Source organism: Georgenia sp. X1117, from assembly GCF_057784635.1.
The window spans coordinates 37,598-64,307 of the sequence record NZ_JBYMUV010000002.1; the positions used below are offsets into that span (position 1 = coordinate 37,598).

25 protein-coding genes are annotated in these 26,710 nt (G+C 69.7%); 12 read left to right on the forward strand and 13 right to left on the reverse strand.

Annotated features, from left to right (window positions below; all coding sequences use genetic code 11):
• Positions 1–12: 12 nt before the first annotated feature.
• From AC3D3D_RS15250 to AC3D3D_RS15275, 6 genes are read right to left on the reverse strand one after another with little or no spacing between them, the layout of a single operon-like run.
• On the reverse strand, positions 13–1,515 hold the full coding sequence (locus tag AC3D3D_RS15250) for an ATP/GTP-binding protein (protein ID WP_463663527.1): 1,503 nt from the start codon (positions 1,513–1,515) through the stop codon (positions 13–15).
• Complete coding sequence (locus AC3D3D_RS15255) at positions 1,512–3,023, reverse strand: SCO6880 family protein (protein ID WP_463663526.1); 1,512 nt, start codon at positions 3,021–3,023, stop codon at positions 1,512–1,514. Before AC3D3D_RS15255 ends, AC3D3D_RS15250 begins: the two co-directional genes overlap by 4 nt.
• Positions 3,007–4,692, reverse strand: coding sequence for a TrbL/VirB6 family protein (locus tag AC3D3D_RS15260; RefSeq protein WP_463663525.1), 1,686 nt, complete (start codon positions 4,690–4,692; stop codon positions 3,007–3,009). The genes AC3D3D_RS15255 and AC3D3D_RS15260 overlap by 17 nt, the downstream gene beginning before the upstream one ends.
• Positions 4,689–5,471 (reverse strand): DUF8175 domain-containg protein, encoded by a 783-nt coding sequence (locus AC3D3D_RS15265; RefSeq protein WP_463663524.1) that lies wholly within the window; start codon positions 5,469–5,471, stop codon positions 4,689–4,691. Before AC3D3D_RS15265 ends, AC3D3D_RS15260 begins: the two co-directional genes overlap by 4 nt.
• A 25-nt stretch (positions 5,472–5,496) precedes the next feature.
• Positions 5,497–5,790 (reverse strand): hypothetical protein, encoded by a 294-nt coding sequence (locus AC3D3D_RS15270; RefSeq protein ID WP_463663523.1) that lies wholly within the window; start codon positions 5,788–5,790, stop codon positions 5,497–5,499.
• Positions 5,783–6,325, reverse strand: a complete 543-nt coding sequence (locus AC3D3D_RS15275) for a DUF6668 family protein (protein ID WP_463663522.1) — start codon at positions 6,323–6,325, stop codon at positions 5,783–5,785. The genes AC3D3D_RS15270 and AC3D3D_RS15275 overlap by 8 nt, the downstream gene beginning before the upstream one ends.
• 325 nt (positions 6,326–6,650) lie before the next feature.
• Between AC3D3D_RS15275 and AC3D3D_RS15280 the strand changes: the two genes are divergently transcribed.
• The 6 genes from AC3D3D_RS15280 (at position 6,651) to AC3D3D_RS15305 (ending at position 11,431) form a co-directional block, all read left to right on the forward strand.
• The gene (locus AC3D3D_RS15280) at positions 6,651–6,878 is read left to right on the forward strand and encodes a helix-turn-helix domain-containing protein (RefSeq protein WP_463663521.1); all 228 of its coding nucleotides are present in this window, start codon (positions 6,651–6,653) and stop codon (positions 6,876–6,878) included.
• Between the two features lie 23 nt (positions 6,879–6,901).
• Positions 6,902–7,447 carry a hypothetical protein gene (locus AC3D3D_RS15285; protein ID WP_463663520.1) on the forward strand — a complete coding sequence of 182 codons (546 nt, stop codon included), beginning with the start codon at positions 6,902–6,904 and terminating at the stop codon, positions 7,445–7,447.
• Positions 7,447–8,496, forward strand: a complete 1,050-nt coding sequence (locus AC3D3D_RS15290; RefSeq protein WP_463663519.1) for a M23 family metallopeptidase — start codon at positions 7,447–7,449, stop codon at positions 8,494–8,496. The genes AC3D3D_RS15285 and AC3D3D_RS15290 overlap by 1 nt, the downstream gene beginning before the upstream one ends.
• 13 nt (positions 8,497–8,509) lie before the next feature.
• Entirely contained in the window at positions 8,510–9,880 is a 1,371-nt protein-coding gene (locus tag AC3D3D_RS15295; RefSeq protein ID WP_463663518.1) for a MinD/ParA family ATP-binding protein, read from the forward strand.
• A 56-nt stretch (positions 9,881–9,936) separates the two neighbouring features.
• On the forward strand, positions 9,937–10,182 hold the full coding sequence (locus AC3D3D_RS15300) for a hypothetical protein (protein ID WP_463663517.1): 246 nt from the start codon (positions 9,937–9,939) through the stop codon (positions 10,180–10,182).
• 220 nt (positions 10,183–10,402) lie between these two features.
• On the forward strand, positions 10,403–11,431 hold the full coding sequence (locus AC3D3D_RS15305) for a hypothetical protein (RefSeq protein WP_463663516.1): 1,029 nt from the start codon (positions 10,403–10,405) through the stop codon (positions 11,429–11,431).
• A 16-nt stretch (positions 11,432–11,447) separates the two neighbouring features.
• On the opposite strand, the gene AC3D3D_RS15310 is transcribed toward AC3D3D_RS15305, so the two are convergent.
• Complete coding sequence (locus AC3D3D_RS15310) at positions 11,448–11,726, reverse strand: glutaredoxin domain-containing protein (RefSeq protein ID WP_488512694.1); 279 nt, start codon at positions 11,724–11,726, stop codon at positions 11,448–11,450.
• Positions 11,727–12,257: 531 nt separating this feature from the next.
• Between AC3D3D_RS15310 and AC3D3D_RS15315 the strand changes: the two genes are divergently transcribed.
• The 4 genes from AC3D3D_RS15315 (at position 12,258) to AC3D3D_RS15330 (ending at position 14,449) form a co-directional block, all read left to right on the forward strand.
• Positions 12,258–12,803: a glutaredoxin domain-containing protein gene (locus AC3D3D_RS15315; protein WP_463663514.1), complete on the forward strand. Its 546-nt coding sequence runs from the start codon at positions 12,258–12,260 to the stop codon at positions 12,801–12,803.
• Positions 12,804–12,903: 100 nt separating this feature from the next.
• On the forward strand, positions 12,904–13,284 hold the full coding sequence (locus AC3D3D_RS15320) for a single-stranded DNA-binding protein (RefSeq protein WP_463663513.1): 381 nt from the start codon (positions 12,904–12,906) through the stop codon (positions 13,282–13,284).
• The gene (locus AC3D3D_RS15325; protein ID WP_463663512.1) at positions 13,281–14,039 is read left to right on the forward strand and encodes a ParA family protein; all 759 of its coding nucleotides are present in this window, start codon (positions 13,281–13,283) and stop codon (positions 14,037–14,039) included. The genes AC3D3D_RS15320 and AC3D3D_RS15325 overlap by 4 nt, the downstream gene beginning before the upstream one ends.
• Entirely contained in the window at positions 14,036–14,449 is a 414-nt protein-coding gene (locus AC3D3D_RS15330) for a ParB family protein (protein ID WP_463663511.1), read from the forward strand. Before AC3D3D_RS15325 ends, AC3D3D_RS15330 begins: the two co-directional genes overlap by 4 nt.
• A 29-nt stretch (positions 14,450–14,478) precedes the next feature.
• Here the strand turns inward: AC3D3D_RS15330 and AC3D3D_RS15335 are convergent, their stop codons facing one another.
• Positions 14,479–15,033 (reverse strand): hypothetical protein, encoded by a 555-nt coding sequence (locus tag AC3D3D_RS15335; RefSeq protein WP_488512696.1) that lies wholly within the window; start codon positions 15,031–15,033, stop codon positions 14,479–14,481.
• 403 nt (positions 15,034–15,436) lie between these two features.
• On the opposite strand from AC3D3D_RS15335, the gene AC3D3D_RS15340 reads away from it, so the two are divergent.
• Together AC3D3D_RS15340 and AC3D3D_RS15345 are read left to right on the forward strand one after the other, a co-directional pair.
• Positions 15,437–16,099 carry a helix-turn-helix domain-containing protein gene (locus AC3D3D_RS15340; protein WP_463663509.1) on the forward strand — a complete coding sequence of 221 codons (663 nt, stop codon included), beginning with the start codon at positions 15,437–15,439 and terminating at the stop codon, positions 16,097–16,099.
• Positions 16,100–16,980: 881 nt separating this feature from the next.
• Positions 16,981–19,839 carry a DNA methyltransferase gene (locus tag AC3D3D_RS15345; RefSeq protein ID WP_463663508.1) on the forward strand — a complete coding sequence of 953 codons (2,859 nt, stop codon included), beginning with the start codon at positions 16,981–16,983 and terminating at the stop codon, positions 19,837–19,839.
• Positions 19,840–19,880: 41 nt separating this feature from the next.
• Here AC3D3D_RS15345 and AC3D3D_RS15350 read toward each other — a convergent pair whose 3' ends face one another.
• The 5 genes from AC3D3D_RS15350 to kdpB form a co-directional block, all read right to left on the reverse strand.
• Positions 19,881–20,510, reverse strand: coding sequence for a recombinase family protein (locus AC3D3D_RS15350; protein ID WP_463663507.1), 630 nt, complete (start codon positions 20,508–20,510; stop codon positions 19,881–19,883).
• 174 nt (positions 20,511–20,684) lie between these two features.
• Positions 20,685–21,386 (reverse strand): response regulator, encoded by a 702-nt coding sequence (locus AC3D3D_RS15355; RefSeq protein WP_062946894.1) that lies wholly within the window; start codon positions 21,384–21,386, stop codon positions 20,685–20,687.
• Complete coding sequence (locus tag AC3D3D_RS15360) at positions 21,383–23,884, reverse strand: DUF4118 domain-containing protein (protein ID WP_062946893.1); 2,502 nt, start codon at positions 23,882–23,884, stop codon at positions 21,383–21,385. The genes AC3D3D_RS15355 and AC3D3D_RS15360 overlap by 4 nt, the downstream gene beginning before the upstream one ends.
• A gap of 2 nt (positions 23,885–23,886) precedes the next feature.
• Positions 23,887–24,501: a potassium-transporting ATPase subunit KdpC gene (gene kdpC, locus AC3D3D_RS15365; protein WP_062946892.1), complete on the reverse strand. Its 615-nt coding sequence runs from the start codon at positions 24,499–24,501 to the stop codon at positions 23,887–23,889.
• 19 nt (positions 24,502–24,520) lie between these two features.
• On the reverse strand, positions 24,521–26,710 hold the full coding sequence (gene kdpB, locus AC3D3D_RS15370; protein ID WP_062946891.1) for a potassium-transporting ATPase subunit KdpB: 2,190 nt from the start codon (positions 26,708–26,710) through the stop codon (positions 24,521–24,523).

The following is a 26,710-nucleotide window of genomic DNA, read 5'->3' on the forward strand; positions in this document are numbered from 1 at the left end:
GCCGCTGCCCGCTCACGGCGCCACCGTCCCCAACAGGTCGGTGTCCCCCACCCGGGACTGCTCGTGCCACAGCCGGTTCGTGTCATGCACCTGCCCCTCAGCCCGCGTCAGCCCCACGTGCACCGGGATACCCGGCCGGCCACCGACCTTGACCAGGAAGTTGCCCCGACCCGGCGGATCGGCCTCCGCCCCGGTGCGCGGGTCCCACGCCGGCGGGTCCTGCCACGAGGAGAGCATCGCCTGCTCCGCCCGCGACATCGCGATCGCCTGCGTCAGCATCGGCATCTCCGCCGCCGGCAGCCCGCCGGCGATCACCATCCCCGAGCGCTCCACGAACCCGCGCGCCTTCATCCGGTCCTCCTCGCTCGGCAGCGCCATCAGGTCGCTCATCGTGTGCGAGACCATCACCATCCCCACGCCCCGCGTGCGGTTTAGCCGCGTCAACGCATCCACCCGATCAACGATCCCCCGGCCCGCGCGCAACACCCGCCACAGCTCATCGAGCACCACCAGGTAATGCCGGCGAGGCTCCAGGCCCGCGTCGGCCAGCGCGTTGGACACCGCGATCGATCCGAACCCGGTCGACCAGCACGCCAGCATCACCGCGGCCTGGAGCTCGGTCTCGTTGTCATCGATCGAAGACACATCGAAGACCACCGCCCGATCACGCCGCATCGGCACCGAGGTCGGCCGCGAGAACGTCCCGCCCAGCCGGCCCCCGTGCAGCAGCGAGATGATCGACGCCTCCAGGTTCTCCGTGATCTCCTCGTACCGCTCCCGGCTCCCGCGGTCCAGCGCGACCTCCCGCACCTCCTGCGGGGCCTCCCGCAGCACCTGCAACAGGTCCGCCATCACCGGCACCCCCTCGTGCCGGTCGTCCAGCACCCGCAGCGCACGGTCCAGGATCGTCTCCTCACGATCCGACGGGGGCGACGCACGCACGATCGTGATCAGCGAAGACACCATCGTCACCCGCCGGCTGTGCGCATCGGCCAACACCTCGGCCCGCGCGGCCCCGGTCAGCCGCTCCGCAGCCGCCCGAGCCTCGCCCGGGTCGAGCACGTTGATGAACCCCCGCCCGTTGCCCAGCCGGATCACCTGACCACCCAGCGCCTCGACCGTGGCCACGTAGTCCGGCTTGAGATCCCCCAGCACCAGCGGCAACGACCCGAAGCCCGCCAGACCGATCGCCATCCGACGCACCAGCGTGGATTTGCCCAGGCCCGGACGGCCCAGCACGAACGCAGAAGGGTTCGCGATCAACTGGGCCCGCTGGAACCAGCTCACCGGGTCACAGCACAGCGTCGCCCCGGTGAGCATGTCCCGCCCCAGCGGCACCCCCACCATCGGCGTACCCGCACCGACCGCGAACGGCCACAGCCCACACACCTGCGAGGTCGACCCCCGCCACTCCTGCACCGCAGGGATCGCCCCGGCACGCCCGCGGCCGCGACCCGACCAGCCACGCGAGAGCGGCCGGCGCGGCAGCTTCACCGCGGTCTTCTTCCGGCTCACAGATTGCTCCTCACCTGGCTCGGCAGGGCCAGGTACTTGCTCAGCACCAGCCCCAACGGCAACCCCGCCGCGAACGCCACATCCTGCGCCCCGTACGCCGGCCGCAGCCGCAGCCGAGCGGTCGCCCCGAGGTTGTCCACCGTCGCCATCGCATCCGGCAAGCCGTCCGCGTCCAGCACCGTCGCCGTCACCAACATCCCGAAGTTCACCAACCCCGCACCGGCGGCCTCCTCGGCCGCCGTCTGCTCCGCCGCCCGCTTGTCCAACGAGTCCCGCGCCGAGGGCCGCTGCGAACTCGACGCCTTGAACGACGCCGCCCGCACGTCCGCCTCCACAATCCCCGCCGCCGTGGCCGGATCCAACGGCCCATACAGCAACGTCACCCGCTTCCGCGCGATCTCCGCCGACGGCCGCAGCAACCGCTCCAGGATCTGGGACTGCACCTGACCGCGCGGCGCCATCGTCATCGCCCACGTCACCGACGTCGCCGAGTCGTGCTGATAGGCCCCCCACGACGCCTGATGCGCCGCCGGCCCAACATCACTCCACCTCAGATCCACCGGCTCACCCTCCGCATGCGAACGATCGATCCACGCCGCCACCTCCGGGTCATACGCGGTACGCACCACCTCGCACAGCTCAGCCGCATCGACCACCCGCACCGAACCGGCACCCGTAGCCGACAACGACCCCGTCAACCCCGGCAGCCGGGACGCCAAATCCCGGCCCATCTCCTCCGCCTGCCGCCGCCGCGACCCCGTCCGCGCGGTCGCACGGAACGTCAGCGCCACGTACGCCGTGATCGTCGACGACCCCGCCGGGTAGGTCGCCACCGTCTCCGCCAGCACCTCCCGAGCGAAAGCCGGCGACTCCTCATCCAGATGGCTCAGCACCTCCCGGCGCAGGCGCGAGCCCGAGTCCGGCGCCGTCTCCACCGTCACCGACGCCGCTTCCAGCCCCGCCTCATCACCGAGCTGAGCCAGCCAGATCCCCCAATGCGCCACCCACCGATCAACCTGCTCCACATCCACCAGAGCCGACCCGTCCGGGTCACACCCCAGCACCACCGTGAACGTGCTCTTCGACGGCACCTCCAACAGCGCGAACGGCCGCCCATACGAATCTGAGTGCTCCGAGAGTCGCGTCGACGCCGCCACCCCCGGCAGCTGGAACGTCCCCCACGGGCTACGCCCCAACGGCCCCGAGCGATACAGATGCTCACCGCGGGAGCGCTGCCCCCACCACGCGACCCGCTCGCTGACCTTGTCCCCCGCGTTGAGCCCGTGCTTGTCCCGCACCACCACCATCAGCAGCAGCACCCCCATCGGCACCGCAGCGATCACGCCACCGACCAGGTTGGTCACCGCCACCACGATGACCACCACAATCAATCCGGCGAACAGCACCGCCGTGCCCAACGACCCCAGACCCAACATCCCCGGGCTCGTCGGCTTGCGCCAGTTCCCGTACGTCAGCGGTGCCTGCACCGCCCTATCGGCCACTGCCACTTGGGCCACCCCCCTGATCCGACTCACTGGCCTCTCTGGCCGTCTCGTTCACCGCGCGACCAGCCGCCTGGGCACCCTTCGCGACCCCAGCAGCCGCCACGCCGGCCGGCCCCGCGGCCGCAGCCGCAGCTGCGCCAGCAGCACCGGCAGAGCCAGACGCCCCGGTCGAGCCCGTCGAGCCGTCCTTGCCGTCGGAGCCCGATGAGCCCTGCGGGCCCGGCGTACCGCTCGGCGCACCCGCCGCCGAGGCGCCACCCGAGGGACCCCCAGAGCGACCACCAGACGGGCCGGCACCCGAGGCGCCCGTCGACCCACCAGCAGCGCTCGCGGCTCCACCAGGAGCTCCAGCCGCTCCACGGCCACCACTCGACGCCGCGCCCGTCGCGGCAGCGCCAGCCGCCCCACCACCCACGCGGCGAGCCACCATCGCAGCCCCGGTCGGCAGCGCAGCACTGGCCACCATCGCCGCACCCGTCGAACCACCACCACCAGAACCGATCGCACCCACCGCCGGACTGATGAACCGCAACAGCGCCGGCAGCGTGAGCACGGCCATCACCATCAGCATCATCCCCGCCAACAGCGTGACGATCCCGGTCTCATCGTTGGCCCCGGTCATCCCCTGATCCGACAGGGTGAATGCCGTCGCGTACACCAGAGCCGCAGCCGGCTTGTACAAGATGAACGCCAGCAACCACGCGCACGCCTTCTGGAACCACTGCTTGCCCTGCTCCGTGTTCGTGGACGCTGCCGCCATCGGCAGCACACCCGTCAGCAGCACCAGCATCGCGCCACGCATCACCATGATCATGATCTGGATGATCGACGTCAGCAGCAGCAGAAGCCCCACCACGATCACCACGATCGCCGTCAGGATCGCGCCGTCAGGAGTCGACACCATCTGATTGATGCCATCAGCAAAGGTCCCACCATCGAGTGAACGACCAATGATCCAGTCCGCGAAGCTGTCCCCGGCCTGGATCAACAGCATCACCAAGTTCAGGCCCACTGCCGTGACCACCACCAGCGTGATCAGAGAGCGCAGCAGGTCCTTACCCGGCTGAGCTCGCTGCTCCCACGCCATCTTGATCGCCGCCACGAGCACCGAGCCCACCGCGATCGCCGCCATCAAGTACCAGGTCGACCCCTGCAAGAACGCCACCGCCGGCGACGCGCCCACCCCGGCATTGCTCGCCGGCGCGAGTATCCCCACGAGCGCCGACGCCGAACCCAGCAGCAGCACCGCCACCAGCACGATCCCGATCCGACCCAGGTGTCGCTCGCCCTCACCGCGACGCGACTGGATCGCCATATGCGCACCCAGCCCCATCAACGCCAAGACAGCCACACCAAGCCCGATCCACCACAGATAGTTCAGCGCGCTACCCACGCCCATGATCACTGAGCCGGTCGGGACCTCGCCCTCCCCAAAGGCCGCCGAAGAGCTCGAATCCGTGATCGCCGGCGTCGGGATATCCATCCACAACGTCGACAACGACCCCAGAATCTGCGAGACAGCCTCACCAACCGAACTCGCCAAACTGTCCACCGCACTGTTCGCCACAGCCTCCGTGGCCCGTCCACCGAGCCAACTAAGTCCCTCACCAATCCAGCAGGTCGGATCGATGGTGCCGCAGCCTTCGTCCTCGCCGGGGCCAGGCACGCTCATGCTGCCCGCCACAACACATACCCACCCGGGGAATCGACCGGAGCGTAGAGCTGCTCGGGCGTAGCGGTATCAGGGAAGTTCATTCGCCAGTCGCCGTCGTGCCACACAAGCGGCACCAGTGCGCTCGTGTACCCCTCGGTGGTGTTCGAACTCATCAGGACATCCACTCTTGCCTCTGTCCCTGAGTACTCGAGAAGTCGGAATCCCTCGAAGTTCACCCGCGCTGTTGATGTCGACCGCGTTTCCATATTCGCCAGTGCTTCGTCGCGTAGAGCGCCGGGCATCACCAGCAGCTCAACCACTTGCTCATAAACGGCTGGGTCCGCTCCAGCGGCGGCGTAGTTCATCGCTGCCAGTACGGCGCCCTCGGGAGTCTGTGCGAAGCAGTGCCGCAGGCCGCTGTCCTCGATCACCCCGGGCCCGTGCCCCTCGACCGCCGGCACCGCCACTGTCCCGATGTACTGCCACTCGGTATCAGCCGGCGCACGCGTCAGCGTGCCCTCGAGTGCAACCTCCTCCAAGCCGCACCAGCTCGCTTCACTCGCGCCGGCCGTCGGTGACTCCCCGCTCGCCGACTCCGTCGGCGTCTCGGAGGAGCTGGGGCTCTCCGTGCTGGGTGCGCTGGTCGTGGTCGGTTCAGTCGCCGGATCCGACTCCTCCGAGCCTCCCCGCACCAGCAGCCAACCCAGCATCACCACCAACGCGAGCACGAACACCGCCGCGGCCAAGAACCACGGCTGCGTGAACGGGCTGCCCTGCGTTTCGTCGTCGCTCGCCATAGAGCTCCCCCCTCGCCGGCGCCGGTCAGACCAGCGCCTGCACCAGACCCGCCGCGGCACCGATCACGATCACGCCGGCAAGCGCCCATCCGACCTTGCCCACGTGCTCGCCGGACTCGCCCCGGCGCGAGGCGATCGCCATCATTCCGCCGGCCACGATCAGCCCCAGCACACAGACCCCGAACGCGGCCCACATCACCCACTGCAAGATCGTCGTGAACCCACCAGTGCCCGGAGGGGCCGAGGGTCCCCCGGGGTCCGGCACCGCAGTGATCACCCTCAGCGCGGCCCCCTGCACACCAGCCAGCACCTCAACCATCGGTCCCCTCCTGCTTCTCGTCTTGCACCTCCGAGCTGCCGGACAGCAGCTCGGAAAACATCGACCGCACGCCGCGCGGCCAGGTCACCTCGGCGGCCCCACGACGCACCTCCTCCAGCCACGGCACGTGCCACACGTGCGGCACACCGCCGCTGACAAGACGCGCCAGATCACGCAGCTCACGCGGTAACCGCCCAGGCGCGTCGGCCACGAGCACCAGGCCCAGCAGATCGACCCCGGGCACACCGCCCGAGGCCCACTGCGTCGCCGCCCGCTGCGCCGCGCGCAGCCCGGCCGCATGCGTGCGCGCGACCAGCACCACGCGGGCAGACCCGTCGGGCACCGTCGGCCAGACATGCCCCGACGCTGCGCTCCCCGACACCGCACCGGCCAACGTGCTCTCCCCCGAGCCGCCATGCACGCCAACCCACCACAAGGTCGCCGACCGATCGCTCTCGCACACGGGAAGGCCCTCGGCCGGCGCCGGCACACCCTCCTGCGGAGCGGTCGGGCGCAGCTCGCGCCGCGGGCCCACGGGCTCCTTGGGCTCGGGCGCCGGCTGTGCAGGGTCTTCCAGCGGCGTGGTCAGCCACCGCTCGTTACCCGCTGGCTTCTCCCCCGTCGAACCGGCACGCCGGTCCTCAGTTGGGGTTACTGTCACAGCGGAAAACTGCGATCGGTCCCTGTTCCTCAGCACGATCCCCCCCCGGGTCGCTCAGCGGCTGTGACAGCACTCTAGCGCTACTACGGTGTTTGCGTCTATAGTGTCGATGCCGGCGATGTTGTCGTTACCGTCATTTGGCGTCGCCGGTTGGCTCGAGGGGGGCTGGCTATTGTGTGCGCTTGTGACTATCGAGGCTTTGGACCGACTCCTGGCACCGCTGCCAGAAGTGCTCGGGCCGCAGGAAGTCGCCGAGCTCCTCGGCCTTCGTCAGGCCACCGTCCGGACCTGGCTGCGCGAGGGCGAGATGCCCGGCTACCGCGTGGGCGAGAAGAACTGGCGCATCCTGAAGTCCGACCTGCGCGGCTACCTGCTCCGGCAGCGCAACCAGGACGAGGACGGCACCCCGCGCCCCTTCGAGGACTAACCGCCGCCCTTCTCCTGGCCACCTTGCTCGCCGGCTGCGGAAGCGCCGACGACGACGCCGACGAGCCCGCCAACCAGACGCCCACCCAGGCCCCCACGGACGCACCCAGCAACCCAGCGCCCACACAGACACCCACCGAGGCACCGGCGCCGTCCGCGCCGGCCAGCGAGTCCCCGACCTGGAGCGAGGGCGACGGACCCGGGGCACCCGGCTACACTCCCGCCCCCGCACCCTCCTGGGACGACGGCGCCGAGGCCGAAGCGCTCGCGGTCGCCGAGGAGACCCTCGCCGCGCAGCTGGACACCGACCGGCACGAGGACGACTGGTGGGCGGACTGGTCCCAGCACCTCAGCCCCACCGCGTTGGACCTCTACCAGCTCGTCCCGCCCGAGGCGATCGCCCCGGCGACCATCACCGGCCCCGCCACCCTCGATGACGCCTCCGAGCCGACCATCGCCCTGGTCGATGTCCCCACCGACCTGGGCACCTACCGGCTCGCCCTGACCCGCCAGGTGGCCGGGGACCCCTGGCTCGTCGAGACCATCACCCCGCCCGAGGGCCTGCACTGATGAGCGCCGGCAAGACCGTCGCAGGAGCAGGCGCCGCTGGCGCGCTCCTGCTCGGCCTGCTGCTCTACCTCCCCCTGGCCGGGGACACCCCCCAGGCCCAGGCCGCCACCTGCACCCTCGAAGGCGAGGCCGTCCCGGGCCTGGACGTCGATGACCCCCGCCTGAGCGACCTGACCGAGGTGGCCGGCTACAGCGGCGACCAGCTCGTCAACGCCTCGATCATCATCTCCGTTGGCCACGAACGCGGCCTGTCCGTGCGCGACCAGACCATCGCCGTGATGACCGCGATGGGCGAGAGCGGCCTGATCGTCCTCGACCACGGCGACGCTGTCGGCCCCGACTCCCGCGGCCTGTTCCAGCAGCGCGACAACGGCGCCTGGGGCACCTACGAGGACCGCATGGACCCCGCCCGCTCCTCAGGCATGTTCTACGACGCCCTCGAACAAGTAGCCGGACGTGAGGACATGGAGCCGACCATCGTCGCCCACACCGTCCAACGCAACGCCGACCCCACCCACTACACCCGGTACTGGTCCGATGCCACGGAGGTCGTGGCCGCACTGGCCGGCGTCGGGCTCGACGAGCTCGAAGGACTCACCGCCGAGCACTGCACCACCAACTCCGGCGAGCTGAGCACCGAGGGCTGGTCGCACCCGATGGGCACCTACGAGGTCGCCTTCAGCGGCGTCTTCGGCGACCCCCGCCCCGGCGGCCCCCACGACGGCGTCGACTTCCCCGCCCCCGAGGGCACCCCGATCTACGCCGTCGCCGACGGCGTGGTCTCCATCGCCGGCCCCTCCACCGGAGGCAACACCGGCCACATGGTCGCCGTCGACCACGGCGGCGGGGTCCAGTCCCGCTACGTGCACTCCTGGCCCGACGGCATCCACGTCACCGTCGGCCAAGAGGTCACCGCCGGCACCCACATCGCCGACGTCGGCAACTCCGGCTACTCCTCCGGCGCCCACCTGCACTTCGCGATCCGCATCGACGGCACCCCCGTCGAGCCCGTCGCCTACCTCGCCCAGCACGGCATCACGATCCCCTGACCAGGAGCACGCCATGACCGTCCCGCACGGACCCATCGTCCACGCCAGCGTCGAGCACACCCACGCCACCGTCCGCGTCGGACGCCGCGCCCTCGAGCTCGAGGAAGCCAACTACGACGACCTCGTGCGCAGCGTCCTGCACACCGCCACAACCGCCGCCCAAGAACACCAGCGCCCCCTGCACGTGCGCATCGACGACCACGACGGCACCGCCGTCGACATGCTCGTCCACCCCGACGGCACCCGCGAACCCACCACCCCCGCAGCCCGCCCCGTCGACGAGCACGACGACCCGGCCCAGGACGAGCTGATCACCACCACTCCCCCCGACCGCCAGCCACTCGCCGGCCGCACCCCCCAGCCCGCCCCCGAGGCCGAGCACACGCGCACCGTCCTGCCGGCCTACGACCAGCCCACACCAGCGGCCGCGGCACCCGCCCAGCACCACCCCACGCGCCGCGAGCTGCGCGAGCAGAGCTTCCTCACCGTCACCCGCGAAGAAGCCCCCGCCACCACCGGCTGGCGCGGCCTGCTGGCCCGCATGGGCCTCAAGACCACCCCCAGTGCCGCCGAACGCGCCCTGCGCGAGGACGAGCGCGCCGTCGCCCAGCACTGGCCCGGCCCCCGCACCATCGCCGTCGTCAACGGCAAGGGCGGTGCCAACAAGACCCCCACCACGATCCTGCTCTCCGCCGTCCTGGCCCGCTACGGCGGCTCCGGCGTCCTGGCCTGGGACAACAACCCCACCCGCGGCACCCTGGGCTGGCGCACCGAACAAGGACCCCACGAGCACACCGTGCTCGACCTGCTCCCCCACACCGACGAGCTCCTCGCCCCCGGAGCCCGCACCGCCGAGCTCTCCCGCTGGGTCCACCACCAGCGCGAGGACCGCTACGACGTGCTGCGCTCCAACCCCACCGTGCTCGCCCCCGACCAGCGCATCACCGCCGCCGCGTTCGACGAGCTGCACCGCATCGCCACCAAGTACTTCCGCCTCGTCCTCATCGACTCCGGCAACGACGAGTCCGACGACGCCTGGCTACGGATGATCGACCACGCCGACCACCTCGTCGTGGCCACCACCACCCGCGAAGAACACGCCGAGTCCGGCCGACTCCTGCTCGCTGAGCTCGCCCGCCGCGACCAGCGCTCAGCCCGCCTGGCCGACAACGCGCTCGCCGTCGTCTCCCACGCCTCGACCAACGACCCCAACCCCACCCGGGCCACCGACGCCTTCCAGGCCATCGCCCGCACCGCCGTCGCGATCCCCTACGACCCCGCCATGAGCGGGCGGCCCCTGACCTACGACTCCCTGGCCCCCGCCACCCGGCGCGCCTGGCTACGCGCCGCCGCCGAGCTCGCCCGAGGGATGGACCAGCCATGACGACACGCCCACACGCCTCCCGTGAATCTGAATCCCCGGTGCGTAAGTTCACCAGCATGGCTGAGTTCGAGTACCGCAAGGGAACCGGTGGCCGCCGGTCGCGCGGAGAGCGCCGAGCGCTCATCACCCGCGTCCCGGTCGGACTTCACCTCGAGATCCACGCGCGCGCAGATGCCTCCGGCCTCAGCGTCAACGACTACCTCGCCCACGTGATCGCTGATCACGTAGCGACCGAGCCTGCACCGCAGGGCGCGCAGGAGCGCCTGTTCTCCGACGACGAGGAGCTCGCGATGACCAGCTAGCCCAGCCGGTCCAGACAAGACAAAGGCCACCGCGGCAACGGTGGCCATCTGTCGAAGTCTGAGGCCGAAGCCTATTTGTTCCGCCTGACCCGTTACCAGCGAGTCAGCCGGTCCTACTGAGCCCCTATCCAAGCCAGGAGGTTCGTTGCTGACTTTAGCGACCCCAAATCCGCCTGTCCACACCCCGACGCGCCCGCGCTTCCGGCGTGTCTGCCGTGCGATGGAGCGGCACCCGCTGACCATCGCGCGTGCCCTGGACCCCACCGTCGTGCGGATCAACCGCGCCAGCGTCTGGGTCGAGGCCGTGGTCCAGGTCCTCGAGCCCAGCTGCAACGCCGCCGGCCAGCGCACCCTGCGCGCCTTCGCCCGCGCGATCCTGACCACCTGCGAGGGCACCAGCCGCACCACTCGAGGCACCTGGGCGACTTGGGCGCAGATGATCGGCCGCACCCCGCGCACCGTCGCGCGCTGGCTGGCCCGCCTACGCCAGGCCGGCTGGCTGCGCACCGTCGCCGGCGGCAGGCGCGGCCAGTACGCACCGCGCTCGAACGAGGGCCACAACGACGCCCCCGTCTACGCCATGACCGCCCCACGCACCTGGTCTGGGGACAAAAGTGTCACCCCTCCCCCTAGAGGGGCTTCCGTAACCCCACACCCCAACTCATCCACACCTGCACTCACTGATCAGGAGCCGCTACGCGGCCATCACCCCTCTCAGGCGGCGCAAGCGCCGCGAGTGGGCACCCTGGTGGTCAATCGACCAGGCGCGAAGTGGCCAGCTCATGAGACGACAAGCAGCCCGGACGACATGGCGTTGGCTGCCGCTGAGCTGAGACGTCGCCTCCCGGTCCTTGGACAGATGCGGGTCACCGACGTGCGCCACCAGCTCGTGCGGTTCCTCCGCTCGGGCTGGACCGTGGTCGACCTCGCCTGGGCGATCGACCACTGGCCCGACGGCACGCCCTGGCCCCACGACGGAACCACGGACGTCCACAGCCCGCGCGGCTGGCTTGCCCACCGCCTGGCCGCCTGGCGCGGCCACAACGGCGAGCCCATCCGCTCGCGCAGCCAGATTGCCGCAGTCGAACGCGTCCAGCAGCGTGCCATCCAGGAAGCGCGACGTCGCAAGAACAACCTGCACTTGGCCCAGGTCATCGCCGAGCGCACCCTGGCCGGCGACCACTCCCCCGGCCGACGAGCGATCGCCCAGCTACGCGCCGCACTCCAGGCCGATCGGCGCCGGCCATGACCCGCTCACCGCGTTGTCACCCTCGAGCGGGCGCCGACCGCGTCCCATACCGGGTCACCGTCGCCTCGATGAGGTCGAGCTCAAGGCCCTGCCACCACCGGTCGGCCGAGGCCACCACCGGCAGCGCGGTGAAGTCCATCGCCTCGACCACCGCACGCGCCGCCGGCGCCTCGTCCAGGTCCACCACCTCGACCCCAACCCCACCACGCCGCAGCGCACGGACCGTCATCTTGCACCGCATGCACTGCGCCGTCCCGTACACCACCACAGACCTCTTCGTTCCACCCATGACCATCCACTCCCCCTCGACGAGCGTTTTTCTTTCCCTCCTGGCGAGGGAAACGACGGCGGCCAGAGGAACGGGGCGCCACCCGCAGGGCGACCAGGGGCGAGTGAGTCAGCAGCGCAACGCAGTGAGCAGCGCACGAGCACGCCCCGCAGGCGGGCCGCGCAGCGGCCTTGCGCACCGAGCCGAAGCCGCCACAGTGGAACGCCAGGAGGGAAAGAGGAAGCAGCACCCAGGCCCGCGCAGCGGGCACCGATCCGCACACCAGCTCGCCCTCACCGCACCACCGCGCCGTGGGCAGCACAACGCCACGGCACAGCACATCGCTCCCAGTACGTGCCACACATGCAAAGCCCGCTCAGCACGGTCAACGCGGTTCACACGTACCACGTGGTATGCGCCTATCACGTGCGACGCACGCTCCACACGATATGCGTGGCTTGCACGCTACTCAGGCGGTGCATGCAGAACACGGGTAGCATGTATGCCATGCACCACATGTAAACCACGCAACGCACGTCACGACAAGGGGGATCAGCAATGAATGCCAGCGACACCATCAGGGTCGACGGGACGAAGGACGCACCGACCCGGTACGAAGGACCCGCCGGCCAGGCATGGCGCGAACTGAGGCCCGGCACCTACGGCGCGACAACGACCGCAGGGGAGGACCTCCGCCTCGAGGTCACCGTCACCGGCAGCACCACCGCTGCCTGGCCGGCCGGAATCGACCCGGCCGAGTACAAAGGCAGCGCCGTCGACGACATCGCCGCGCGGGACGGCTGGGCATCCCCGGAGTGGGAGCGCTACTACACCGCCACAGAGTCACGCGCAGCCGGCCACGAACCCCTGACGATCTACAGCTCGGAGGACTGCCAGGCCTGCAAGATGACGCGCCGCGCCCTGGACAAGCTCGGCATCGACTACGAGGTCCTGGACATCAAGGACGTCCCCACCACAGTCCTGGACGAGATGAGGGAGCAGGGCCACGCCCAGCTGCCCGTCGTGGACACCGGCACCGAGAAGTGGAGCGGCTACCGACCCGAAAAGATCAAAGGCCTCGGCGAGCCGGGACGCGAGAACTAAACCACGCGCTATACATTCATGACGCGCCTAGCACGACCTACGCGCAATACACGCGAACCACGCAACGCACGCGCAGGACCAACACAGGGGGAGACACGACATGGCAACGATCACCATCCACGGCAACCTCGCCGACGAGCCACAGCTGCGATACACGCCCAACGGCAAGGCCGTGGTCAACCTGCGCGTGCTCGAATCCACGCGCTCGCGGCAGGGCGGGGAGTGGACCACCGACGACGAGCCCACCGGCCACAACATCACCGCGTGGGGCTCGCTGGCCGAGAACATCGCCGAGAGCCTGCACAAGGGCAACCGCGTGCTCGTCACGGGCACCACCCGCACCGAGGCCTACGACCTCGAAGGCAACCGGCGCACCAAGGTCGTCGTCAACGCCCAGGCCATCGGCGCCTCGCTCCAGTTCGCCACCGCCACCCTGACCGCGCGCACGGATAGCACGATCGAGGAGGACCCCACCGAATGAGCACCGTCCTCGCGCTGTGCAACCAGAAGGGGGGAGTGGGCAAGACGACGACCACCTACCACCTCACCCGAGCAGCGCACCTGTCCGGCCGATCAACCCTGGTCGTCGACCTCGACCCCCAGGGCAACGCGACGACGTACCTGGCCGAAGAGAATGTCCCAGACGACCAGGCGGGCATCGCCGACGTCCTGATCGGCGCGGCCGAGCTCGATGAGGTGGTCGTTCCCGGACTGTGGGACGGGATCAGCCTCGCGCCGACCACGGGGGAGACCCTCACCGTCGCCCGTGACGATCTCACCCGCGGCCAGGACACACACGGCCGGCTGAGGGAGATCATCGAGACCACCGACGCCGAACTCGTGCTCATCGACTGCGGACCCAGCCTGGACAGCCTGACCACGAACGCCCTGACCGCAGCAAGCCGCGCCGTCGTCGTCACTCACAGCCAGACCGCGGCCGTCCTCGGCCTGGTCCGCCTGCGCGACACCATCGAGCGGATCGCGCGCAACCAGAACCCCGACCTAGCCTTGCGGGCCGTCCTCATCAACCAGCACGAGGCCAACACCGTCGGCGCCGGCCAGGTCGAGGCAGACCTGCGAGAGGCAGGACTGCCGTTGCTCGAGCCCTACATCCCCAAAGCAGTGGCGGTGCGCGACGCAATGGACGCACGGATCGGGCTGGACGAGTGGCCCAGCCGCACCGCCCGACGCATCGCCGACACCTACACCCAGTACCTGAAGGACATCCTCAAATGAGCCGCCCCGAACGCAAGGTCAGCGTCCTCGCTGGCCGCAGCTCCGACCAGCCCACCTCGACGCCGGCTCCGGTGGAGCCGGCACCGGTCGACTCCGCGCCGGACAAGTCCAGGAAGTCCACGGCCCCACGCGCGAGCGCGCAACGTGAGACGGAGAAGGCCAGGGCCGTGCCCGCGCGCAGGGCCACCAGCTACTCGATGACGCTGGACAACATCGACCGACTGCGCGGAGCCTCCCTGGCCATCCCGGCCGAACTCCAGCAGCAGGGCATCCTCGGCCTGTCCGACCTGGTCAACCACTTCATCGACCAGGGCCTGACCGCCCTCGAGCGCAAGCACAACAACGGCGAGCCCTACGCCTCGCCGACCCGGGCACTCCCGCCCGGCCGCCGGGCCGGCAGCGGACGCTGAGCGGCGACCAATCGGGCAGACAGCGCGGTCTAGTTCCAGGGCTCGGGGATGTCGAGGTCCCAGTTCAACGGGAGCAGTCGGCCACCGGCCGTGTCCCACACGATGAAGTTGGTGGTCTCGAACTCGCAGTAGAAGTCCAGCGTGACGGGCGCGTCGAAGGTGTCCCACAGGACCTCCACCTCGCCATACGCGTAGTACTCGTACCCGTCGTTACCGCCGTTGATGCTTGTAGGGCCGACATAGATACCGGTCGACGGATGGATCTCGTACTCCACCGCAGCGTCGTTCTCGCGGAACCTGTCTTCATAGGCCTGGTCGCAGTACCGTGCTGCGGTACCAGCCTCCTCGACCGGATCGGGCGCCGGGGGGACCGGCGCCGGCGTTGTTGCCGGAGCCGGTGCCTCGGTGGTGGGTGCCTCGGTGGTGGGTGCCTCGGTGGTGGGTGCCTCGGTAGAGGGGGCGGCGGAGACCGGCACTGCGCTGGCCCCTACCGCAGCGTCCTCATCCTCCGAGCTTGCGCAGGAAGCCAACAAGCCGACAGAGAGCAGCGCCAGCATCGGGGCGCGAAGCAGGGGTTTCATCACAATGCATATTCTATTCAGCCTGTCCGCAACACGGAAGAGTTAGCGGATCGGTGTCATGGACCTAACATCTTGGTTCATTCCTCGATTGAGAATCGGTCCTCGAGCGAGGTTCCAACGGGTACATGGGTGTGTACCCAGGCCTCTAGGTTCCGGCAGCGCGCGGCGACCAGCGCGCCGCATGTGCATGTCCACAGCGTGTGCGGACCAGTCCCGCACCTGCACGGCAGATAACCCTCGCGGGGTCGGAACGGCCCCCGGTTGGGCCACCCCCAGCCGCACCCAGGGCACTGCGCTGGTGGTGCCAACATGACCCCGCCCGGCCCGCGCATCCACCGCTTGTCAGCCACGAACCGCGACAGTAGTGCGGTGGTCAGACACCCCCGCTCAGCGACCGGAGGACACCATGCCCCCGCCACGTCCGCGCGCTGACCTGAACGCCGCCAGCGACGATCACGCCGCAGCCGCCGAGGTGCTCGAGGGCGCCCGTCAGGAGCTCTACGCCCGCATCCGCGCCGCCGTCGGCGATGGAATGTCGGCCTACCGCGTCGCGCAGCTCACCGGCCTGTCCAACACCATGATCCAGAAGCTCGATCCACGAGAAGAGGGCACCCGAACCCGAGTGCGCCCTCATTTCGCACCGCGCGACGAGCCGGGGTTAGTCCAGGTCGCTGCCGCCTACCAGGCGGCTACGGGCACCCACATCGCCGCCCGCGACCACCTGCACGAGAGGATCCGAGCCGCCCTCGCCAGTGGGCTCAGTGTCAACGAGGCGGCACGCACCGCCGGCATGACCGCCACCGGTGTGCGCAAGATCCGCGACAAGCACACCCCCAACCGACAGCAGGCAGCAGCCGTGCGGACCTACGGCGTATCTGTGGGCCGCGACCTCACTCCCGACGAGGCGGCCTACCTCAACGCTTTGGACCACCTGCCGATCTGGGCCGACCGTGCACGCGAGCTCCGCGACAGCGACCCCACGATCACGCTCGACGCCCTCGCGCGAGCCTCCGGGATCACGCTGCGCGCCGTGACCCACCGACTACGCCGCTACCCCCCACGCGACTGACCACCCACCAAGCGAAGGCAGGGGAGGGGTAGACCTGGTGGACCTCCAGCAGCAACGCTGGACCTCCCACGGAACAACGGCATCTCTGGTCACCCCCCGTAGCCGGTCGGCAGAAGGTACGCACCACCGCGCACCACGCCGGCTCCCGTAGGGGTCACCCGCTTGTGGTCACCGAAGACGAACCGAAGAACGGATCACCGAGACACGGGCAGCGCAACAGCGAGAGAGACGCCCAGATCGTCCAGGCCATCACCGTGCACGGCCGTTCCCGTCGGTCGGTCGCCACCGAGCACAACCTCACCACCGAGCGGATCGGACAGATCTTCAGCGCAGCGGCCCCCCTCGGACGAGCTGGAGATGTGGACGACACGCCGAGCGGTACTTGACACACGGGAAGGTCCTAGCTGTTGATTCACGCCGTCCAGGGTGACGGGACAGGCCCTCGACTGGCTGCAAGTGCCAGAAGTACGGCAGTCGCTGGGGCGCAGGTTTCACGGGGTTGCAACGAAAGACCTGTGGATAACTACCGGGTGGTCGTCGCGATTGTCGACCCCCGGCTGTACCGTGGAGCACGTCTGGTCCAGCGGCCCCGCCACTGGCCCGACACGACAAACACCCGCCACTGCGCGGGTCATAGAAAAAGGGGCGGACCTGCTGGAACAGGCCCGCCCCGAACCCCGAGGACGAGCCCGGAGCTACAGAACCGATTGAGTGCGGTTTGTACTACGGGATCATACGGAGCGTCAGGGTGCGTACGCACCCCTCCACCTCGGGCACATCCGAGGGAAGGAGGACGACGATGGCTCGACGAATCATTCGAACCAAGCCGGTGCGCATCCGCATCCGCATCACCCGTACCCGCCAGCGGTAGGGACTAGAACGTGGGCACCCCGACCGGGGTGCCCACGTTCACCCGCTTCTGCGAAGTGGCCGACTTGGCCGGTAACGTGGGCGACGATGGTGCGGTGACCAGCGCCAAGCCTCTCGTCTACGCCGACATCCGCCGGGCAGCCGAGGCATTCGTCGCCCGCTGGCGTGACGCGGAGGGCTACGAGCGGGGAGAGGCCCAGAGCTTCATCCGCGGCCTGCTCGCGGTTTACGGCATCAAGGACGAGACCGCCGCCCTGTACGAGCGCCGAGCGCAGCGAGCCACCGGCGGCCGCGGCTACATCGACGCCCTTGTCAGCGGGACCGCGCTGTTCGAGATGAAGTCCCGCGGTAAGGACCTCGAAGCGGCTGAGCAGCAGGCCCTGGACTATATGGAGTCGCTCACCGAGGCTGAACGGCCCAGGTACGTCGTCACCAGCGACTTCGCCCGCATCCGCGTCCTCGATCTCGGCGCGGGCCCCGACGATCAGGCCGTGGTCACCTTCGACCTGGGCGAGCTGCCCTCCCACGTGGAGACGCTCGGGTTCCTCGCCGGCCATCGACCACGCACCTTCGGCTCCCAGGAGCAGGAGGACGCGTCCATCGCGGCCGCCCAGCTCATGGCCGAGCTCTACGAAGAGCTGGACAAGACCGGCTACCCCGACCATCAGGCCAGCGTGTTCCTCGTGCGCGTGCTGTTCGCCCTGTACGCCGACGACGCCGGCCTCTGGCCCAGAGACACCTTCACCCGGTACCTCGAAGAACGCACCAGCCCGGACGGCCACGACCTCGGCGGCGCACTCGTCACGCTCTTCCAGGTCCTCAACCGCCCCCTCGAGCAGCGCTACAGCCGCGGCGATGATCTGCTCGCGGAGTTCCCCTACGTCAACGGCTCCCTGTTCGGCGAAATGGTCGAGATCCCGTACTTCGACCGCGCGATGCGCGACAAGCTCCTCGAGGCGTGCGACTTCAACTGGGCCAGCATCTCGCCGGCCATCTTCGGCAGCCTCTTCCAGGCAGTGAAGTCTCGGGAAGCTCGCCGAGAACTCGGCGAGCACTACACAACCGAGACCAACATCCTCAAGCTCATCGGCCCACTGTTCCTCGACGAGCTGCAAGAGCGGTTCGAACGAGATTACGACAGCAAGACCCGGCTCCAGAAGCTCCAGAACGAGATGGGCCGACTGCGGTTCCTCGACCCTGCCTGTGGGTGCGGGAACTTCCTCATCGTCGCCTACCGCGAGATGCGTTCCCTCGAGCTGCGAATCCTCCAACGCCTCCAGCAGCTCGACCCCGCGCGCACGCAGATGGTTCTGGACGCCACCGAGCTGCTCCAGGTCAAGATGACGCACTTCTACGGCATCGAGCTCGAAGAGTGGCCCGCCACCATCGCCAGGACTGCACTCCTGCTCGTCGACCACCAGGCCAACCAGGACATGGCTACCACCCTCGGTCTCGCTCCCGAGATGCTGCCCGTGGTCGACACCCCGACTATCAAGGTCGACAACGCCCTGCGCGCTCGATGGGAAGACCTCCTTCCGCCCGGCGAGCGCGTCCTCGTGCTCGGCAACCCCCCTTTCCTCGGTGACCACACCCGAGGTGCGGACCAGCTGGCTGACCTCAAGCGCGTCTGGGACTCCGACACCTTGTCGCGGCTCGACTACGTGACCGGCTGGTACAAGAAGGCCCTCGACTATTTCGGAGCTATCAACGGACGGTGGGCCTACGTCTCGACCAACTCCATCACCCAGGGCGACCAACCCGGGCGCTTGTTCGGCCCAATCTTCTCGGCGAACTGGCGTATCCGCTTCGCCCACCGCACCTTCTCCTGGACCTCAGAGGCGCCCTCTGCTGCCGCCGTGCACTGCGTGATCATCGGATTCGATCGTGAACAGCGACCAGCGCCGCGCCTGTTCGAGTACGAGCAGTTGCGGGGCGAACCAGATGAGGAGACCGCCAGGCAGATCAACGCGTACCTCGTTGACGGCCCCAACGTCCTCGTCGGCAAGCGAACGGAGCCGCTCTCGCCAGGGATGCCAACTGTTGAGAAAGGCTCGATGGCGACTGACGGTGGATTCTTTGTCCTTGACCAGCCGGAGGCGGAGCACCTTCGAGCAGATCCGCAGACAGCTCCGTACGTGCGCTCATACATCGGCTCACGTGAACTCATCAACGGCCTTGAACGCTGGTGTCTCTGGCTCGTGGACGCCACAGGCCACGAGATCGCCCGGAGCCCAGAACTGCGCCGCCGCGTCGAGGCGGTGCGAGACTTCCGGGCTAAGAGCAAGGCCGCGACCACTCGTAGCTACCCGCACCATCACCTGTTCAGACAGTTCGGCTTCACCTCCGATGCCGACTTCGTCGGCATCCCCGAGGTCAGTAGCGAGAACCGTCGCTACCTCCCGGTCGCGCACCTCCCGGGAGGCACGATCATCTCCAACAAGGTCTACGGCGCCGCCGACGAGGACGGCTTCATCTTCGCGATCGCCTCGTCGTCGATGTTCATCACCTGGATGAAGACCGTCGGCGGCCGGCTGAAGTCTGATCCCTCGTTCTCCAGCACCATCACCTGGAACAACTTCCCGCTCCCGGAGGTCAGCGAGACCGTGCGGGAGAAGATCATCGCCGCTGGACGCACCATTCTCGCCGCGCGCGACCAGCACGCCGAGCGATCGCTCGCCCAGCACTACCACCCGCTGGCGATGGACCCTGCGCTCCTCAGCGCCCACGACAAGCTCGACGCCGTCGTGGACAGGGCTTTCGGCGCCCGCAGAACCTGCGCCTCGGAACAGGAGCGCCAGCGCATCCTGTTCGAGCGATACGCCGAGCTCACCACGGCAGGCGCCCTGCCGGCACCCAAGGGCCGGCAATGACGATCCACCCCCGCTGCTGGGTGATCAATCACGGGTGAGCCTCACGGTTGCACTTGGCCGGTAGTCGAGCGGAGGTAGCGGTAGAGGGTCGCCCGGCTGATACCGAACTCTCGCGCGAGAGCAGCCTTGGATTCGTCGCTGGCCACCCGGGCGCGCAGTTCGTCGACCTGATCAGCGGAGAGTGATGGGGGGCGTCCGCTGTAGACGCCGCGTGCCTTGGCTGCCGCGATTCCTTCGGCCTGGCGTTGTCGGATGAGGTCGCGCTCGAACTGCGCGAACGCGCCCATGAGGTTGAGCTGAAACTGTGCGAATGCATCGGCTCCCTCGGGCCGGAACGTCAGTCCCTCCTTGAGGAAGGTGAGTGTCGCGCCCTTGCGCGGTGCGCTGGGGGAGTGCTGGCCGGGGTCCCCGGTGATCTGCTGGACGATCGAGTTCAGATCGATCACTGATCGTGCGAGCCGATCCATTGAGGCGACGACTACCTCGTCGCCGGCGCGCACGTGTGCGATGAGGGCGGCGAGCTGGGGCCGGCCGTCGACGTCCTTCCCGGACGCGTACTCGGTGAAGATGCGGTGGCACTCTCCGACGGCCTCGAGCTGGCGGGCAGGATTCTGCTCCGCCGTCGAGACCCGGACATAGCCGACCCGCTGCCCCGCATGCTGTGTCGTCACGCTTTAGACCCTACTGCGACTATGTGTCGGAACTGCCGAGGCGTGTGGATGTGCACGGTTGATGGCCGCGTTCTTACGGCGCTACTTGGCTCGGTGCGCCCCTTGTCAATCTGCGTCTCCCCGTTGGGGTCGAATGCCATGAGGGTCAGGGGGCGATGCGGCCCCGTTGATACCTCACGACCGTTCCCGAACAGCATTCTCGAGGCGGTAGCCCATGCCGGGCTCGGTGAGGAGGTGCCGCGGGCGGGAGGGATCGTCCTCGAGTTTCTTACGCAGCTGTGAGATGTACAGGCGGAGATATCCCGTGTCCTCGACGTGTTCGGTGCCCCAGATGCGGGTGAGGAGCGTGCGGCGGGAGACGAGCTTGCCGCGGTGGCGGACCAGGGTGTCGATAACCTGCCACTCGGTGGGCGTGAGCCGGATCTGGCGGCGGCCGGAGGGCAGGTTGCGCACCACGCTGCGGGCGGCGAGGTCGATCGTGACCTGACCGAGGCGGACCACCAGCACCTCCTCGTCCTGCGGGACCCGCCGGGTGAGGGCGCGGATGCGGGCCAGCAGCTCCTCGACGGAGAACGGCTTGGTCACGTAGTCGTCGGCGCCCGCGTCGAGCGCCTCGACCTTGTCCGAGGCGCCGGCCCGCCCCGAGACCACCAGGATCGGAGCTTGCGACCACCCCCGCACGGCCTGGATCACCTCGACCCCGTCGAAGCGGGGCATGCCCAGGTCCAGGAGGTAGAGGTCGGGGTGCTCGTCGATCGCCGTGTTCACCGCGTCGGCGCCGTCGGTCGCGGTCACCACGGTGTGTCCCTTCGCCGAGAGCGTGATCCTCAGAGCGCGTAGGATCTGCGGGTCGTCGTCCGCGATGAGGATCTTCATGGGGTCTCCTGTGTCGGGAGCGGAGCGAGGGGGAGCGAGACCACCATCGTCAGGCCGCCGCCGGGGGTGTCCTCCGGGGTGAGCGAGCCGTGCATCGCTTCGACGAAGCCGCGGGACAGGGCAAGTCCGAGGCCGAGGCCGCTGGTGTTGTCGGTGTCGCCGAGGCGCTGGAAGGGGACGAAGACGTCGTCGTGGCGGTCCGGGGGAATGCCCGGCCCGTGGTCGATGATCCGGATCTCCAGTCGGGAGTCGAAGGTGCTGGTCGTGAGGGTCACGGGTCGGTCCGGTGGGGAGTGGCGGGCCGCATTGGCCAGCAGGTTCACCAGCACCCGCTGCAGCAGCACCGGGTCCGCCCCGACGGTGTGCTCGTCATGGGCGAGGGCGAGATGCACCTCGGTGGGGCCGAGACCGAGCTCGTCGAGCGCCGGGGCGATCGCCGAGGAGGGATCCGTGGGGAGGGTCGTGATGGTGAGGACCCCGGCCTGCAGCCGGCTGACGTCGAGCAGGTCGCCCACCAGGGCGGCGAGGGAGTCCAGGCTCTCCTCGGCCGTGAGCAGGAGCTCCCGGGCGTCCTCGGCGGAGAGGTCGCCGTCGGCGGTGCGGAGCCCGCCCACGGCCGTCGCCGCGGCGGCGAGAGGGCGGCGCAGGTCGTGGCTGAGCGCCGAAAGCAGCGCACCGCGCACCTTGTCGGAGGCCGCGATCGGAGCGATCTCTTCCGCGGTCGCAGCGAGCCGGCGGTGCTCGATCGCGGCATCGATCTGCGCGGCGACCACGCTGAGGAGGCGCCGTTCGGAGGCGCGGAGGTCCCCGCCGTGCAGCATGAGGCGGGCGTCCTGGGCGAGCGGGACGGTCGTGGTCCCCGCCTCGGCCCGGGGATCGCCCGAGGTGGAGTGCACGGTGCCGTCCTCCCCGAGGACCTCAACCGCGTCCAGTCGGAAGGCCTCGCGGGTGCGGTCCACGAGGGCCTGGATCGCGTCGTCACCGCGCAGCACGCTGCCGGCGACGGTCTGCAGCAGCTCGGACTCCGCTTCGGCCCGTCGGGCGGCCCGGGTGCGCCGTGCCGCACGGTCCACGACGACGCTCACCAGCACCGCGATCGTCACGTACAGCAGCAGCGCGAGGAGGTGGTGCGGCTCGGCGATCGAGATCGTGTGCAGCGGGTCGATGAAGAAGAAGTCGAGGGTGAGACCGGAGAGCAGCGCGGCGAAGAGAGCGGGCCAGATCCCGCCGGTCAGCGCGACCACTACCACGAGCAGCTGGTAGCTGAGCACGTCGGAGGTGATCGACTCCTCGGTGCGCAGGGCCAGCAGCGCGGCGGTCAGCAGCGGACCGCCCAGCAGCGCGAGGACGAACCCCGCCAGGCGCCGGGCGGGGGTGAGGGCGCCTCCGATCCTGGGCAGGGCGAGGCGCCTGCCCGCGGCGGAGTGGGTCACGATGTGCACGTCGATGTCCCCGGACTCGCGCACCACGGTCGCCCCGATGCCGGGGCCCGTGAGGGCGGCGGCGAGGCGGCCGCGCCGGCTCACCCCGATCACCAGCTGGGTCGCGTCGACGGAGCGGGCGAAGCCGACCAGGGACTCGGGGACATCCTCCCCGACCACCTGGTGATATGTGCCGCCGAGTTCCTCCACCAGGGCACGCTGCCGGGTGAGCGCCCCGGGGCTGCTGCGCAGCAGCCCGTCCTGGCTGGTGACGTGCACGGCGATCAGGTCGCCGCCGGCGGAGCGCGCCGCGACACGGGCGCCGCGGCGCAGCAGAGCCTCCCCCTCGGGCCCGCCGGTCAGCGCCACGACCACCCGTTCGCGGGCCTCCCAGCGGTTGTCGATCGAGTGCTCGGAGCGGTAGTCCTTCAGCGCCTGGTCGACCTCGTCGGCGAGCCACAGCAGGGCCAGCTCGCGCAACGCGGTGAGGTTCCCGAGGCGAAAGTAGTTCGACAGCGCCGCGTCCACCCGCTCGGCAGGGTAGACCAGGCCGCTGCGGAGCCGGTCGCGCAGCGCCTGCGGCGCGAGGTCGATGACCTCGATTTGATCGGCGCGGCGCAGGAATCCGTCCGGGACGGTCTCGCGCTGCGGCACCCCCGTGATCTGCTCGACCACGTCGTGGAGGGACTCGATGTGCTGGATGTTCACCGTGGAGATCACGTCGATCCCGGCGGCGAGCAGTTCGTCCACGTCCTGCCAGCGCTTGGCGTGGGCGGCGCCGGGGGCGTTGGTGTGGGCGAGCTCGTCGACCAGCGCGATGTCGGGTGCGCGCTCGAGCACGGCCTCGAGATCCATCTCCTCGAGGGGCACCCCTCGGTGCTGGTGCCGACGCAGCGGCAGCTTGGCCAGTCCCTCAACCCGTCGTGCGGTGTCCGCGCGGCGGTGGGTCTCGACGATGCCGATGACGACGTCCTGGCCCTCGGCGGCGAGGCGATGGCCCTCCTCGAGCATGGTGCAGGTCTTGCCGACGCCGGGAGCGGCTCCCAGCAGCACCCGGAGCCGCCCCCGTGCCGTCATCGTCAGTCCTCCAGTTCGTCCAGGGCCAGGTTGAGCGCGGCGACGTTCACCGTCGGATCACCGAGGTAGCCGAGATCGCGACCCTCGGTGTATTCAGCCACGAGGTCCTCCACCCGGTCCAGCGACAGGCCTCGCGCCTCGGCGACCCGAGCGGTCTGGAGGGCGGCGTACTCAGGACTGATGTGGGGGTCGAGGCCCGAGCTCGATGCCGTCAGGGCGTCGGCGGGGACCTCCTTCGGGGCCACGTCGTTGAACTCGGCGATCTCGGCGCGACGCTCGGTGATCGCGGCGATCAGCTCGGGGTTCTCCGGTCCGTGGTTGGTGCCGGAGGAGGAGCGGCCGTCGTAGCCGTCGCCGGCCGCGGAGGGACGCGGCTGGAAGTACTCCGGCAGCGGCTCCCCGTCCTGGTCGAGGAAGGACTGGCCGATCAGGGTCGAGCCCACGATCTGTCCGTCGCCGTCGCGCAGGGGCGACCCGTCGGCACGGGCGGGCAGCAGCAGCTGTCCGATGCCGGTGATGAGCAGGGTATAGCCCAGGCCCAGCACGAGCGTGCACAGGAGCAGGGTCCGCACGGCGACGGCGGTGGTCCGCAGGGTGCTGCGGAGGGTGGTGTTCACGGGAGGGTCCTCTCGGAGGTCAGAAGCCGGGGATCAGCCGGACGAGCAGGTCGATGAGCCAGATGCCCGCGAAGGGCGTCACGATCCCGCCGAGGCCGTAGATCGCGAGGTTGCGGCCGAGGATCTTCGAGGCGATCATCGGGCGGTAGGCGACGCCCCGCAGGGCCAGCGGCACCAGGGCGATGATCACGATCGCGTTGAAGATCACCGCGGACAGGACCGCCGAGGCGGGTGAGCTGAGCCCCATGATGTTCAACGCGGACAGGCCGGGGAAGACGCCCATGAAGATCGCGGGGATGATCGCGAAGTACTTCGCGATGTCGTTGGCGATCGAGAAGGTGGTCAGTGCGCCGCGTGTGATGAGCAGCTGTTTCCCGATCGCGACGATGTCGATGAGCTTGGTCGGGTCGGAGTCGAGGTCGACCATGTTCCCGGCCTCCTTCGCGGCGGAGGTGCCAGTGTTCATCGCGACGCCGACGTCGGCCTGGGCGAGCGCCGGGGCGTCGTTCGTGCCGTCACCGGTCATCGCGACGAGCCGCCCGCCCTCCTGCTCCGCGCGGATGTATTCGAGCTTCTGCTCGGGGGTGGCCTCGGCGAGGAAGTCGTCGACCCCTGCCTCCTTCGCGATCGCCGCGGCGGTCAGAGGGTTGTCGCCGGTGACCATCACGGTGCGGATGCCCATGGCGCGCAGCTCGGCGAACCGCGCGGTGAGACCGTCCTTGACGACGTCCTTGAGGTGGATGACGCCGAGGACGGCTCCGTCCCCGTCCCCGGTGAGGCAGGCGACAACCAGGGGGGTGCCGCCCGAGGACGAGATGCGCTCGACGTGCTCCTCGAGGGTCGCCCGGTCGGAGGCCGAGGGCACGACGCCCTCGGTCTCGAGCCAGGCGAGGATCGCAGAGCCCGCGCCCTTGCGGAGGCGGGTGCCGTCGGGCAGGTCCAGGCCCGACATGCGGGTCTGGGCGGTGAACGGCACGACCTCCCCCCGCGGCGCGGTGCCGACGTCGACGCCGCGCTCCCGTGCGAGCTCGAGGACTGAGCTGCCCTCGGGCGTGGGGTCGGCGAGGGAGGACAGCGCGGCCGCCTCCACGAGCTCGTGCATCCCGGCGTCGCCGACGCGGACGAAGTCCGTCGCCCGTCGGTTGCCGTAGGTGATGGTGCCGGTCTTGTCCAGCAGCAGGGTGGTCACGTCGCCCGCCGCCTCCACCGCGCGCCCGGACATCGCCAGCACGTTGCGCTGGACGAGCCGGTCCATCCCGGCGATCCCGATCGCGGACAGCAGGGCGCCGATGGTGGTGGGAATCAGGCAGACCAGCAGCGCCACGAGCACCGTGATCGAGGCCGGGCTCGCCGGGTAGGAGGCGATGGGGTTCAGTGTGATCGCGACCGCGAGGAACACGATGGACAGCGAGGCCAGCAGGATGTTTAGGGCGATCTCGTTGGGGGTGCGCTGCCGGGCGGCCCCCTCGACCAGCGAGATCATCCGGTCCACGAAGGTCTGGCCTGGCGTCGAGGTGATGCGCACGACGATCCGGTCGGACAGCACTCGGGTGCCGCCGGTGACGGCGGAGCGGTCGCCGCCGGACTCGCGCACGACGGGCGCGGATTCGCCGGTGATCGCGGACTCGTCGATGCTCGCGATGCCCTGGATGATGTCGCCGTCGCCGGGGACGAGATCGCCCGCGGTGACCACCACGATGTCGTGCCGGGCGAGGTCCGCCGAGGAGATCTCCTCGGTCGGCACGGTCTCCGCGCCGGGGTCGGCCGTAGCGTCGTACCCGTCGACGAGGCGCGCCAGGGTGCTGGTGCGGGTGCGGCGCAGGGTCGCGGCCTGGGCCTTGCCGCGCCCCTCGGCGACGGACTCGGCGAGGTTCGCGAAGAGCACGGTGATCCACAGCCAGCCGGCGATCGCCGCGGAGAACGTCGCCGGCACCGCAGTGCCGCCGGACGGGGCCGGGCCGTCGCCGATCAGCTCGACGACGGTCATCACGCTGGTCAATAGAGCACCGACCCACACGATCAGCATGACGGGGTTGCGCCACTGGGCGCGGGGGGTCATCCTGCGCAGCGCGCCTGGCAGGGCGGCGCGGAGCTGCGCGAGGGTGAGGGTGCGGCGCGGCGCAGGGGGCTGCGCCGGCGACGACGTGGGCGTCGGCGCGGAGGACGGGTCGGAGTGTTCGGAGTGGATGGTCTTGTCGATGGTCGGCAT

Excerpts from the sequence above, each read along its gene's own strand:
- AC3D3D_RS15315 (WP_463663514.1), top strand. The coding sequence starts at position 12,258 with ATGAATGCCAGCGACACCATCAGGGTCGACGGGACGAAGGACGCACCG.
- AC3D3D_RS15270 (WP_463663523.1), bottom strand. The coding sequence starts at position 5,790 with ATGGTTGAGGTGCTGGCTGGTGTGCAGGGGGCCGCGCTGAGGGTGATC.
- kdpB (WP_062946891.1), bottom strand. The coding sequence starts at position 26,710 with ATGCCGACCATCGACAAGACCATCCACTCCGAACACTCCGACCCGTCC.
- AC3D3D_RS15320 (WP_463663513.1), top strand. The coding sequence starts at position 12,904 with ATGGCAACGATCACCATCCACGGCAACCTCGCCGACGAGCCACAGCTG.
- AC3D3D_RS15325 (WP_463663512.1), top strand. The coding sequence starts at position 13,281 with ATGAGCACCGTCCTCGCGCTGTGCAACCAGAAGGGGGGAGTGGGCAAG.
- AC3D3D_RS15355 (WP_062946894.1), bottom strand. The coding sequence starts at position 21,386 with ATGAAGATCCTCATCGCGGACGACGACCCGCAGATCCTACGCGCTCTG.
- AC3D3D_RS15300 (WP_463663517.1), top strand. The coding sequence starts at position 9,937 with ATGGCTGAGTTCGAGTACCGCAAGGGAACCGGTGGCCGCCGGTCGCGC.
- AC3D3D_RS15330 (WP_463663511.1), top strand. The coding sequence starts at position 14,036 with ATGAGCCGCCCCGAACGCAAGGTCAGCGTCCTCGCTGGCCGCAGCTCC.
- AC3D3D_RS15305 (WP_463663516.1), top strand. The coding sequence starts at position 10,403 with ATGGAGCGGCACCCGCTGACCATCGCGCGTGCCCTGGACCCCACCGTC.
- AC3D3D_RS15360 (WP_062946893.1), bottom strand. The coding sequence starts at position 23,884 with ATGACGGCACGGGGGCGGCTCCGGGTGCTGCTGGGAGCCGCTCCCGGC.
- AC3D3D_RS15265 (WP_463663524.1), bottom strand. The coding sequence starts at position 5,471 with ATGGCGAGCGACGACGAAACGCAGGGCAGCCCGTTCACGCAGCCGTGG.
- AC3D3D_RS15260 (WP_463663525.1), bottom strand. The coding sequence starts at position 4,692 with ATGAGCGTGCCTGGCCCCGGCGAGGACGAAGGCTGCGGCACCATCGAT.
- AC3D3D_RS15340 (WP_463663509.1), top strand. The coding sequence starts at position 15,437 with ATGCCCCCGCCACGTCCGCGCGCTGACCTGAACGCCGCCAGCGACGAT.
- AC3D3D_RS15295 (WP_463663518.1), top strand. The coding sequence starts at position 8,510 with ATGACCGTCCCGCACGGACCCATCGTCCACGCCAGCGTCGAGCACACC.
- AC3D3D_RS15310 (WP_488512694.1), bottom strand. The coding sequence starts at position 11,726 with ATGGTCATGGGTGGAACGAAGAGGTCTGTGGTGGTGTACGGGACGGCG.
- AC3D3D_RS15290 (WP_463663519.1), top strand. The coding sequence starts at position 7,447 with ATGAGCGCCGGCAAGACCGTCGCAGGAGCAGGCGCCGCTGGCGCGCTC.